General features: G+C 54.6%; 9 protein-coding genes. 1 reads left to right on the top strand and 8 read right to left on the bottom strand.

Going from position 1 to position 11,673, the window contains the following annotated elements; genetic code table 11:
• Positions 1 to 132: 132 nt before the first annotated feature.
• Positions 133 to 723, top strand: coding sequence for a cytochrome b (locus NYR02_RS01600; protein ID WP_260974647.1), 591 nt, complete (start codon positions 133 to 135; stop codon positions 721 to 723).
• A gap of 56 nt (positions 724 to 779) precedes the next feature.
• Here NYR02_RS01600 and NYR02_RS01595 read toward each other — a convergent pair whose 3' ends face one another.
• The 8 genes from NYR02_RS01595 to NYR02_RS01560 all read right to left on the bottom strand — a co-directional run bounded on the left by NYR02_RS01595 (position 780) and on the right by NYR02_RS01560 (position 11,618).
• Positions 780 to 2,423, bottom strand: a complete 1,644-nt coding sequence (locus tag NYR02_RS01595; protein ID WP_260974646.1) for an alkaline phosphatase — start codon at positions 2,421 to 2,423, stop codon at positions 780 to 782.
• On the bottom strand, positions 2,423 to 3,220 hold the full coding sequence (locus tag NYR02_RS01590; protein WP_260974645.1) for a class II glutamine amidotransferase: 798 nt from the start codon (positions 3,218 to 3,220) through the stop codon (positions 2,423 to 2,425). Before NYR02_RS01590 ends, NYR02_RS01595 begins: the two co-directional genes overlap by 1 nt.
• 112 nt (positions 3,221 to 3,332) lie before the next feature.
• A complete protein-coding gene (locus tag NYR02_RS01585; RefSeq protein WP_260974644.1) occupies positions 3,333 to 4,262 on the bottom strand; it encodes a branched-chain amino acid transaminase in 930 nt (309 codons plus the stop codon).
• Between the two features lie 56 nt (positions 4,263 to 4,318).
• The gene (glnE, locus tag NYR02_RS01580) at positions 4,319 to 7,234 is read right to left on the bottom strand and encodes a bifunctional [glutamate--ammonia ligase]-adenylyl-L-tyrosine phosphorylase/[glutamate--ammonia-ligase] adenylyltransferase (protein WP_260974643.1); all 2,916 of its coding nucleotides are present in this window, start codon (positions 7,232 to 7,234) and stop codon (positions 4,319 to 4,321) included.
• 287 nt (positions 7,235 to 7,521) lie between these two features.
• Positions 7,522 to 8,337, bottom strand: coding sequence for an ABC transporter permease subunit (locus tag NYR02_RS01575; RefSeq protein ID WP_145466841.1), 816 nt, complete (start codon positions 8,335 to 8,337; stop codon positions 7,522 to 7,524).
• Positions 8,338 to 8,349: 12 nt separating this feature from the next.
• Entirely contained in the window at positions 8,350 to 9,276 is a 927-nt protein-coding gene (locus tag NYR02_RS01570; RefSeq protein WP_260974642.1) for an ABC transporter permease subunit, read from the bottom strand.
• Positions 9,273 to 10,409 carry an ABC transporter ATP-binding protein gene (locus NYR02_RS01565; RefSeq protein ID WP_260974641.1) on the bottom strand — a complete coding sequence of 379 codons (1,137 nt, stop codon included), beginning with the start codon at positions 10,407 to 10,409 and terminating at the stop codon, positions 9,273 to 9,275. The genes NYR02_RS01570 and NYR02_RS01565 overlap by 4 nt, the downstream gene beginning before the upstream one ends.
• A gap of 108 nt (positions 10,410 to 10,517) precedes the next feature.
• Positions 10,518 to 11,618 carry a polyamine ABC transporter substrate-binding protein gene (locus NYR02_RS01560; protein ID WP_338055911.1) on the bottom strand — a complete coding sequence of 367 codons (1,101 nt, stop codon included), beginning with the start codon at positions 11,616 to 11,618 and terminating at the stop codon, positions 10,518 to 10,520.
• Positions 11,619 to 11,673: the final 55 nt, after the last annotated feature.

Raw genomic sequence — 11,673 nt, 5'->3', positions numbered from 1 at the left:
CGGTACCGATCGGTATTTTGAGGTGGAAGGAATCAGTGGCCGTCAGCCATGCGGATTAACTAAACGGCCAAACTGGCCATAAATGAGATCGAATTTCATCTGGCGTACATCTTTTGCTGATATAACGTGCTGATGAATAAGTTATCAGCAAGTAATCACACACCTTCCAGGCCGCATGGCAGCGCCAATCCATGTGGCAGCACAGAGTTCTATGACAGGGCAGGCCGCTACAGCGCTATACGCCGGGCGCTGCACTGGCTGTCGGCGCTGGTGATCATCTGGGCGACAGTCACGGGCTTTATGCTGGCTTTTCTGGTCTTGCCTGAGGCGCTGGAACAGTGGCTGGGGACCTTCAATGTCGCCCTTACTTTGGTATTTATGCCGTTTTTTCTATTGCGCTTATGGCTGGCATTAACCCGCAAGAAACCACCGACACCGGCATTGACCACGCGGCAGGTCCGGCTGGCCGCGTATGGACATGGGTTGATCTACGGCACGGTGCTCACCGTACTGGTCAGTGGTGTCAGTATGATGGAACGACCGGTATCGGTATTTGCTCTGCTGGAACTGCCCCCTCTGTTTAAGGCGGGTGCGGTGACTGCGGCTTTCTCTGCGCTGCATCATTATGCCTGCGCGCTGCTGGCCCTGTTGGTGCTGGGCCATATTGCTGCGGTTATTGTGCACCAGCGCCGGGGAGTCCGGCTGATGCAGAAAATGCTTTAGTGCCGGTTATCTGGTGCCGGCCAATTTTTTCAGTCGGCCAGTTCAGTTGGCCCAGTTCAGTCGGTTTTAATCAGCGCTTTCAGTTGATGTCCCAGTTCGGCATGACGGGTAAAGCCCTGAAAATTCTGCAGTATCGGTTCAGGCCCGCTGATCACCACTGGCACCGGGGCGGCGGTATGAGTGCCGGTGCTCCAGACAACGCTCTGTGCGGATGCCAGCTCACGGGCCAGTGCATTCAGATAGCGCTCTTCGCGGTAGACGTAAAAATCACTGAAGTCTTCGATATGTGGCTGAGTTGCGGCTGCAGGGGCATCCGTCTGTGGATCAAAATACGGATTGGGATCGCGGCGCAATACCCGTTCGGCCTGTGTGCGGGAAAACGGAAAATCCAGCGCTGCATTCACTTCAGCCATTAACGAATCCGCTGTGGGTAAACCCTTATTGCCGTCTGAGCTGGCATCCGTGCTGGCATCGCCCCAGAGACGGTAATAGCCTTTTTTCTGTGCGTATAAACGATCGAGCAGACTCAGTGGCGCAAAATTATAGTTGGGGGCAAAAGCCTGACCGCGCATACCATTACCGGGTAGCGTTCTGGCCGCCGGAACATCGTGCGCGCTGTAGGAAAAACCAAAGCCGCCGGTCTCATGGTCGGCGGTTAATACCACCAGAGTATCATCGCGGTCTGCTGCCCAGTTCACTACTTCCTGAATCGCAGCGTCAAAACGCAACAGTTCATGCAGCAGGGCGCCGGCATCGTTATTGTGTGCTGCCCAGTCGATCTGGCCACCTTCCACCATCAGAAAAAAACCACGCTCAGAAGTACCCAGTAACTGCAGTGCTTTGCGCGTTAATTCGTTTAAATCCGGTTGTGCGGAATCCGGATTCTGGCTGGCATAAATCGCATCATCCATGGCTGAACTGGCAAATAAACCAAGTACAGGTAAATGTTGCTGTTGCGCTAATTGCTGGCGGTTAAAGGCGAGGGCATAACCCTGCTGTTGAGCTTCGCTGAGTAAATTACGCTGGTCCGTGCGTTTTGATTTTAAGGTTAATTGCGCTGCGCTGATTTTCTTTTGCAGCTCTGTGCTGATGTTTGCAGCGTCTTGCGGCAGAAAATAACGCAGACCGCCGGACAGCATTAAATCCGGGACGGTGGTTAACAGATCAGCGGCTATCTCATTTTCAAAACGGCGGTGCGGTTGGTGTGCGGCAAAAGCCGCCGGAGTAGCGTGGGTTATACGGGTATCGGAAACTAAGCCAGTACGCATACCGGCACGTTTGGCTTTTTGCAGTATGGTTTCAACGCTGTCGCCACGGGCATTTAAGCCAATCATTTCGCTGCCACTGGCTTCACCAATGGCGAGCTGTGTGGCGGAGCAGGCCGAGTCGGTGACCAACACGTCATGCGGCCCGGTATCGGACAACAGTACTTTGCCCTGTTGCATTAACTGGCTGACTGCTGTTGGCCGGCCCTGATAAATACTGTTGGGGGCGCGGCGGGCGTAACTTTCCAGCAGACCAAACTGCGCCGGACCCATACCATCGCCGATTAATAAAATAATATTGCGTACGCCAGCAGGTTGGTTTTCTCCGGCCGGTACAGCCGCGCTGCAGCTTTGAACAGAAAACAGAGCAAGCAATAAAGCAAACAACAGAGCAAAAAACACGGCAGAAAACGGTGCTGAAAAACGCAGACGCATCAGTTGCTTTCCCGTGGCGGCAGCGAGGTTAAACCTTCGGCAACCACTTCGCCCAGTTGCCATAATTTCCATTCACCACGCTGGTAAATATGCCAGTTTTGCTCGGCGGTTAATGGCTCGGTAGCGATAATACTGACCACATCGTTGGGGGTGGTTTCGGCGGCAAAGTCGACGGTAACGTCGGCATCTTTTAATTGTGCCGGGCCAAAAGGTGCACGACGGGTGATGCAGGCCAACTTGGTGCTGCAGTAAGTAAACAACCAGTCGCCATTGCTGAGCAGACAATTAAACACACCCTGTTGAGCGTATTCATGGGCAAAGCTGACCAGGCATTCGGCCAGCTGCTGTGGCATGGCATCGCGCGGTAATGTCTGACGCACACGGTTCATTAAATCGCAGAAAATATTTTCGCTGTCGGTATCGCCCACCGGTTCATACATACCGACATGACGGACAAAATCCGGCACCTGTCCATTATGGGCAAACACCCAATGACGTCCCCACAACTCACGCACAAAAGGGTGGGTATTGGCGAGGCAGATATCGCCGACATTGGCCTGACGGATATGGCAGATCGCGTTTTTGCTTTTAATCGGATAGTTCTGCAGCAAGCCGGCGATGGGTGATTCGCAGCTGGGCTGCGGATCATGAAACTGGCGCACCCCTTTACCTTCATAAAAGGCCACGCCCCAGCCATCTTTATGCGGTCCGGTATTACCACCGCGCTGTGTCAGGCCGGTAAAACTGAAGCATAAATCGGTCGGGGTGTTGGCACTCATGCCAAGGAGTTCGCACATGGTTTATATCCATAACAATGTGGGGATGACATTAAAATAGTATGGCTGAACAATAAAAACGGGAGACTGCGTCTCCCGTTTTTATTGGTGTTTATTGCTGAATCACGCCGGCTTATTTAACCGGAGTTACCCACTCAGCGTTAAACGGATCTTTACCGGTTACGGTATCGAAATACATGTTTTGCAGCATTTCGGTTACCGGGCCACGACGGCCTTCACCAATGATACGGCCATCCAGTGAGCGGATTGGCAGTACTTCAGCGGCAGTACCGGTGAAGAAGGCTTCATCAGCGATATAAACTTCGTCGCGGGTGATGCGTTTTTCACGGACTTCAATGCCTTGTGCGCGGGCCATTTCCATAATGGTGCGGCGGGTAATACCGTCCAGGCAGGAAGTCAGTTCCGGGGTGTACATGATGCCGTTGGTGATCATAAAGAAGTTCTCGCCGGAACCTTCAGCCACGTAGCCTTCGTTATCCAGCAGCAGGGCTTCTTCACAACCACTGTCCAGTGCTTCGCGCAGGGCGAGCATGGAGTTCATGTAGTTACCGTTAGCTTTGGCCTTACACATGGTGATGTTCACGTGGTGGCGGGTAAAGCTTGAGGTACGGATTTTAATGCCCTGGGTTTTGGCTTCTTCGCCCATGTAGGCTGGCCATTCCCAGGCGGCAACCATTACGTGTACTTTCAGGTTTTCGGCGCGCAGGCCCATCCCTTCAGAACCGTAGAAAGCCATCGGGCGGATATAGGCGCTTTTCAGGTTGTTCTCACGCACAGCAGCACGCTGAGCTTCGTTAATCTCGGCTTTGCTGAAAGGCAGTTTCATGTTCAGGATGTGGGCCGAGTTGAACAGGCGGTCGGTGTGTTCCTGCAGGCGGAAAATCGCCGCGCCCTGTGCTGTTTCGTAAGCCCGCACCCCTTCAAAAACGCCCATGCCGTAGTGCAGGGTGTGAGTCAGTACGTGGACTTTTGCTTCGCGCCAGTCAACCAACTCTCCGTCTAGCCAGATCAGACCATCGCGGTCGGACATGGAAGGTAGCATAAGGACCTCACTCTAAATTCAGTAAAAAATATGTGTTCCGGGGATGATACGCGTAATCACGAGGCCGTATCAGTCTCCAACCAGAGTTTCCACAGTCGGGTCACATCATTGCGCCGCGCATTGAAGCCAAGTTTGGACAGGGTGTCTGAATCCAGTAACAGCTTTTGTTTCTGCAATGCACGCCGGTGAGTTTCGGCTCGGTAGGACAGGTAGGTTTCCTGCAGGGTCTGACAATCTTGTGAATCCATCAGACCGGCTGTGTCGAACGCGTCCAGCAACCGCATGTTGTCGGTAACGTCTAACAGCTCTGGGTATTGGTGTGACCAGGCCAGAACCCCGTATTGAACCAGAAACTCGATGTCAACAATACCCCCGGCGTCTTGCTTCAGGTGAAATTGTTGGCCGCTTGTATCTTTGGAGCCGAGATTATCCACCATTTTCTGGCGCATGGCTCGCACTTCTTCACGCAGACGACCAAGGTCGCGGGGCTGGCTCAGCATGTGGTTGCGGATGGCCAGAAATTCATCCGCCGCCTGCTGGCTGCCACACAAGACGCGGGCGCGTACCAGCGCCTGATGCTCCCAGGTCCAGGCGTGTTTCTGCTGATATTCCTCAAAGGCTTTCATCGAGGCGACGATCATGCCGGAGTTGCCGGACGGGCGCAGGCGCATATCCACTTCGTACAGATCACCGGAGCGGGTCTGGGTGGTCAGAATATGAATCATGCGCTGACCCATGCGGGTATAGAACACGCCGTTGTCCTGGCTGCGCTCGCCATCGGTGTAACGGCCGCTGGTGCTGTTGTGCAGTAACACCAGATCGAGGTCGGAGCTGTAGCTCAGCTCCAGTCCGCCGACTTTGCCATAACCAATCACGGCAAATTCCGGCTGGCTTACCGCTTCGCCAGCGGCATTGGTCGGGTAACCGTACTTGGCCACCATCTGACTCCACGACAGCTCCATGACCGTCTGCAGCGTGACTTCCGCCAGCCAGGTCAGGTAGTCGCTGATTTTCATCAGTGGCAGGGCATCCATCACTTCGCAGGCGGCGGCGCGCAGTTTGTGTGCGCGCACAAACTGACGCAGCTGTTCCATCTGTTGTTCAAGGTCTTCCGGATCAACACGCAGCAGGCGCAGGTGTAATTCTTCCGCCAGTTCTTTGCGCTCCGGCAAACGGTAGAGATTGGCCGGGCTTAATAATTCGTCCAGCAATAGCGGCGTCTGGGTGATGTATTCCGCTACCCAGCTGGACGCGCCACAGAGCTTAACCAGCTGGGTTAAGGCTTGTGGATTTTCCTTTAACAGCACCAGATAGGCGGTACGGCGCACCACGGCTTCGAGCAGCGGCACGATGCGCTCCAGCGTGGTCACCGGCTCAGGCTGTTGCCACAGTTGCTGCAGCAGCAACGGCATTAAGGCATCGAGACGCTCGCGGCCAATCTGCTGCATTTTCAGCACGGTGCGCGAATCACGGAACTTGCTCAGCAGCTGTTGTACGTCCGCCGAATTGGCGCAGGGATGTTGTTCAAGAAACGTCGCGGCCTGCTGTTCATCCAGCTCGCCGAGCCAGAGGTCGTTCCACACCTGTTGCAGCTCGTCGGTTTCTTCGTTGTCGTCATCGCTGGCGACGATCTGGGCGAAATGATGGCGCACGCGTTCGCGGTGCTGCTCAAGCTGATGCAGGTAGGTTGGCCAGTCGTCACAGCCCATGGCCCAGGCAATCCGCGTTTGCGCTTCGGCATCGTCCGGCAGCAGCTGGGTTTGTTCGTCGTTTAAGGCCTGCAGCGCATGTTCGCTGTCGCGCAGAAACAAATAGGCCTGTTTCAGTTCGTCGCAGGCGGCGGCGGGCAGATAGCCCTCGCCCTGTAAAATGCCCAGCACTTTTACCAGTTCGCGGGTTTGCAGACTTTTATCCTGACCGCCACGGATCAGCTGAAAGGCTTGCACAATAAACTCCACTTCGCGGATGCCACCGGCGCCGAGTTTAACGTTCATCTGCAGACCACGACGGCGCACTTCGGCGTTGATCATCGCCTTCATCGAACGCAGTGAGGCAAAGGCGCTGTAGTCGACGTACACGCGGTAGGTAAAGGGGCGCAGAATGCTCAGCAGCTCTTTCGCTTCTGCACTTTGCTCGCCGTTCATAATGCGCGCCTTGACCATGGCGTAGCGTTCCCAGTCGCGGCCCTGATCCTGGTAGTACTCTTCTACCGAGGCGAAATTCATCACCAGCGGGCCACTCTGGCCGTAAGGACGCAGGCGCATATCGGTGCGGAAGACAAAGCCATCGGCGGTGTGTTTATCCAGCGCCTGAATCAGCTTCTGCCCGAGTTTTACAAAAAATTCCTGATTGGTAATGACCTTCGGCCCGCTGGTTTCGCCGCTTTCCGGGTAGGTAAAAATCAGGTCGATATCGGAGCTTAAATTCAGCTCATAAGCGCCAAGCTTGCCCATGCCCAGCACCAGCATCTGCTGCTCATTACCGCTTTCTTTACCGATGGGCCGGCCATGGCGTTCAAATAATGAACGGCTTAAAAACTCCAGCGAACGCACCACACACTCATCGGCCAGATCGGACAGTGCGCGGGTGGTTTCCAGTGTTGGCGCCAGACGCAGCAGGTCACGCCAGATAATCTGCACCATCGCCCGGCGGCGTAATACGCGCACCGCTTTGTGCCAGTCTTCTTCGCTTTCTGCATGGCCGCTGAGTTCGTCCAGCCACTGGCTGATGGTCGCACGCGGCAGCGGCTGCGACAGCCGGTCTTCTGCTAAAGCGGCGCTAAACCACTGCGGTTCATGCGGCAGGGCGTCGGCGACGTAGTTGCTGATGCTCAGCACTTTCTGCGCCCGCGCCTGTTGCTCTGCACTCAGGCTCTGCCACAGCGTCGGCCAGTCGAAACCGGTGCGTTCACCGTGATCGGTCAGGCGGGTGGTAACGAGTTGCCAGTGGTCGTGCAGTGCGGCGGACAGCATAAAAGGGCGGGCTCCGTTATTGATAAAAAACAGGAAGCCAATACTCTAGCGGGTTTTCGGGGATAAAAAACAGAGGCAGGGCAATTAATAAATAATGAGGAGCAATTGAGGTGCCGTGCGGGAGCGGCATTGCTGCCGCGATGATTATTGTGGGGGAGGCATTGCTGCCGTGATGAATATTGTGGGAGTGGCATTTTTGCCGCGATGAATATTGTGGGAGCGGCATTTCTGCCGCGATGGGTATCGTGACTGAAAGTCACTCCTGCAAAGTCACTCCCACAGAGTTATCAGCTCTTACGCTGCGCCTTCAGCTCTTTGCGGTACATGGTGACACCGGCAATTAATACTGCAGTGGACACCACGGCGATAATAATGGTCGCCAGCGCGTTAATCTGCGGGCTGACGCCCAGACGTACGCTGGAATACACCACCATCGGCAAAGTTGTTGAACCCGGACCGGAGACAAAGCTGGCGATCACCAGATCATCCATCGACAGGGTAAAAGCCAGCAGCCAACCGGCGGCCAGTGCCGGGGCAATCATCGGCAGGGTAATGGCAAAAAAGACTTTTACCGGCCGTGCGCCCAGATCGAGAGCCGCTTCTTCGATGGACGTATCCATATGCGCGAGACGGCTTTGCACAATCACCGTGACATACGCCATAGAGAAGGTAACGTGCGCCAGCAGAATGGTGGTCTGACCACGGCCAGCGGGCCAGCCGATTAAATCTTCCATCGCCACGAATAACAGCAGCAGCGATAAACCGATAATAATTTCCGGCATCACCAGTGGTGCCGTCACCATGACGCCAAGGCTTTTATGGCCACGGATACCGCGCAGACGCACCAGCGTCAGCGCCGCCAGCGTACCCAGCACTACCGCAAGCGATGCGTTTAATGCCGCAATTTTAATGCTTAGCCAGGCGGCATCGAGCAGCGGACCGTTGTTAATTAATTCGCCGTACCATTTGGTACTGAAACCACCCCACACGGTGACCAGACGACTTTCGTTAAACGAATAAATAATCAGGCTGAAAATCGGCAGATACAGAAAGGCGTAACCGAGAAACAGCAGACCAAACAGCAGTGGATAGCGTTTTAACATATGACCTTTCCCCTACTTCAGTTCTTCGGCGGCTTTCTGTTCGTAATGACGCATCAGTACGAACGGAATAATCAGCACCACCAGTAATACCGACGCCAGCGCCGAGGCTAACGGCCAGTCTTTATTACTGAAGAACTCGGTCCACATCAGCTTACCGATCATCAGCGTGTCGGGGCCACCGAGCAGATCAGGAATCACGAACTCGCCCATCACCGGAATAAATACCAGCATCGAGCCGGCCAGAATGCCGGGTACCGATTGCGGCAGGGTGATTTTTAAAAATTGTTTCCATGGCCGGGCACCGAGGTCGGCGGCGGCTTCCAGTAAGGTGTTATCCAGACGCACCAGGGTGGCGTACAACGGCAGCACTAAAAACGGCAGATAGCTGTAGACCACACCGATATACACGGCGGTAGGCGTATGCAGAATTTCCAGTGGCTGATCGATCAGGCCGATACTCATTAAAAAATGATTGAGCAGACCGTTATTTTTTAAAATACCAATCCAGGCGTAGACGCGGATCAGGAACGAAGTCCAGAACGGCAGAATCACCAGCATCAGCAGCGGCATGCGCCAGTGGGTCGGCGACAGTGCAATGGCATAGGCCATGGGGTAGCCGATCAGCAGGCAGAAAAAGGTCGAAATCGCGGCAATTTCAAACGAGCCCCACAATGCATCGCGGTAAAGCTCGTCTTCCCACAGCATGGCGTAGTTGCCGAAATTCAGCTTAATGGTGATCAGGCCGTCTTCAATTTCGCGGATCCAGTCCTGATAGGGCGGTTGTGCCAGTTGCGGTTCGGCCAGGCTGATTTTCAGTACAAACAAAAAGGGCAGTACAAAAAACAGCGCCAGCCAGAACCAGGGCGCGCCAACAATCAGACCCTTACCCGGCACCAGAGTGCGGATACGGTTGTTTAATTGCAGCAGCCAGTCGTTCATTGAGTCAGCACCCCGCAGCTGTATGCATTCCAGGTGAGCGCCACTTCCTGACCCCAGGTCAGCGGTTGCTCGGCCAGAGCCAGGACATTTGACTGGGTAAACTGCACACGCTTACCACTGGGCAGTTCAACGTGATAAATCGACACGTCACCGAGGTAAGCAATTTCCTGAATCACCCCGTGAATACTGTTCGGATCTTCGGAGTGATGATCGCGCACGGCGATTTTTTCCGGACGGATAGCCACGGTCACTTCCATGCCCGGATTCAGCGGCTGGCTGTGGTGTACCAGTAAATCGCTGCCGGCTTCTTCGGAATGGATCAGCACCATGTCGTTGTCATGCGACATGACGTGGCCATTAAACAGGTTCACCGAACCGATAAAGCTGGCGGCATAACGGGTGGCCGGAAATTCATACATGCGGCGCGGCGCGTCGACCTGCTCAATGCGGCCATCGTGCATCAGGGCGATACGCGATGACATGGTCATGGCTTCTTCCTGATCGTGGGTCACGATAATAAAAGTAATACCCAGACGTTCCTGAATATTCACCAGCTCGAACTGAGTGTGTTCGCGCAGTTTTTTATCCAGCGCGCCCAGCGGTTCGTCGAGCAGCAGAATTTTCGGCTGCTTGGCCAATGCCCGTGCCAGCGCCACACGCTGACGCTGGCCGCCGGATAACTGGTGCGGTTTACGCGTTGCCAGTTTTTCGATCTGCACCAGCGCCATGACTTCGGCCACGCGCTCACGGATCAGGGCCGACGGCATGCGTTCCTGTTTCAGACCAAAGGCAATGTTCTGCGCCACATTCATATGCGGAAACAGCGCGTAGCTCTGAAACATCATATTAATCGGACGCAGGTACGGCGGCACATCGGTGACGTCCTGACCGTCGATATAAATACGGCCGGAGGTCGGCGTTTCAAAACCACCGAGCATACGCAGCAACGTGGTTTTGCCGCAGCCCGAGGCCCCCAGCAGCGAGAAGAATTCGCCACGGTGAATATTCAGGCTGATTTCATCAACGGCGTAGGTCGAACCAAAGGTCTTGGTTACCTTGTCGATGCGGACAATAGGCTCTTCTTCAGGCGCAGCCCAGGGCTGCTCAGAGGATGCTGGACGAATCTGTGTCATCTCGTTCCGGACGCTCCAGTGAAACGGTTAATAGGTTTGCCGATAAATGAAAAAACCCCGCAACCAACGTTGCGAGGTTCTGAACGGCGTGATCCGGTGAACAGCGAATTATTTACCGGTTTTCGCCCGTGTCCACATACGGGACATATTGCGGGCTTCTTTATCGCTTGGCGTCTTCAGCACCACCAGTTTTTCCTGGGTGGCGGCGGGTGGATAAATGCCCGGATTGTTACGCACTTCGGCATCAACCAGCGGAGTGGCTTTGGCGTTAGCGTTAGCGTAAGCGACGTAGTTGGAAATCGGCGCGATTACTTCCGGTTGCATCAGGTAATTGATGAACTTGTGGGCCGCTGCCGGGTTCGGTGCATCGACCGGAATAACCGCCACATCGGTCCATACTACCGCGCCTTCGCTCGGTACGATGTACTCAACATGCACACCGTTGTCGGCTTCGGCCGCACGAGCCTGCGCCTGCAGCATATCGCCGGAGTAACCGTGAGCAACACAGATATCACCGTTGGCCATATCGTTAATGGTTTGTGAGCTGTGGAAGTAACGGATGTTGTCACGTACACCGGCAATCACATTGGCCGCTTCCTGAATGGCAGGCTTGCTGAAATCATCGGTTGGCTTGCCCAGATAAGCGCGGGCGGCAACGAATACTTCGATTGGATCATCCATCAGCGCAACGCCGCAGGCCGCCAGCTTCTTGGTGATTTCCGGATTAAATACCAGCTGCCAGCTGTCCAGTGGCATATCGTCGCCCAGAATCGCTTTTACTTTATCGACGTTGTAAGCCAGGCCGGTGGTGCCCCACATATAAGGGATCAGATACTGATTACCCGGATCAATATCGCTCAGCGATTTCAGAATCACTTTATCCAGGTTGCCGTAATTGCTCAGCTTGCTCTTGTTGTAAGGCTGATACAGCTTGGCGCGGATCAGGCGGTCGGCAAACGGGCGCGCGGTCGGGAAGGCCAGATCATAGCCGCTGCGGCCAGCCAGCAGTTTGGCTTCCAGAACTTCGTTGGAGTCGTATACGTCATACGTCACCTTGATACCGGATACCTTCTCAAAATTGGTAATGGTGTCTTCAGCGATGTAATCAGACCAGTTATAAATATGCAGTTCTTCCTGAGCCGATACTGTCACAGCGGTTGCCATCAGTGCGGCGGTCAGCGAGCTAATACCCAATAAACGCATTTTCATTAAGCCAGTTCTCCAGCTCCGTTCCCCGTCAGGGAAGCCAATAAAACAGATAAAC

The sequence above is a fragment of the Thalassolituus pacificus genome, from assembly GCF_025318105.1.
Classification (GTDB): Bacteria; Pseudomonadota; Gammaproteobacteria; order Pseudomonadales; family Oceanobacteraceae; genus Venatoribacter; species Venatoribacter pacificus.
This window is presented reverse-complemented; position numbering and strand designations above follow the sequence as displayed.

Excerpts from the sequence above, each read along its gene's own strand:
- NYR02_RS01600 (WP_260974647.1), top strand. The coding sequence starts at position 133 with ATGAATAAGTTATCAGCAAGTAATCACACACCTTCCAGGCCGCATGGC.
- NYR02_RS01595 (WP_260974646.1), bottom strand. The coding sequence starts at position 2,423 with ATGCGTCTGCGTTTTTCAGCACCGTTTTCTGCCGTGTTTTTTGCTCTG.
- NYR02_RS01590 (WP_260974645.1), bottom strand. The coding sequence starts at position 3,220 with ATGTGCGAACTCCTTGGCATGAGTGCCAACACCCCGACCGATTTATGC.
- NYR02_RS01585 (WP_260974644.1), bottom strand. The coding sequence starts at position 4,262 with ATGCTACCTTCCATGTCCGACCGCGATGGTCTGATCTGGCTAGACGGA.
- glnE (WP_260974643.1), bottom strand. The coding sequence starts at position 7,234 with ATGCTGTCCGCCGCACTGCACGACCACTGGCAACTCGTTACCACCCGC.
- NYR02_RS01575 (WP_145466841.1), bottom strand. The coding sequence starts at position 8,337 with ATGTTAAAACGCTATCCACTGCTGTTTGGTCTGCTGTTTCTCGGTTAC.
- NYR02_RS01570 (WP_260974642.1), bottom strand. The coding sequence starts at position 9,276 with ATGAACGACTGGCTGCTGCAATTAAACAACCGTATCCGCACTCTGGTG.
- NYR02_RS01565 (WP_260974641.1), bottom strand. The coding sequence starts at position 10,409 with ATGACACAGATTCGTCCAGCATCCTCTGAGCAGCCCTGGGCTGCGCCT.
- NYR02_RS01560 (WP_338055911.1), bottom strand. The coding sequence starts at position 11,618 with ATGAAAATGCGTTTATTGGGTATTAGCTCGCTGACCGCCGCACTGATG.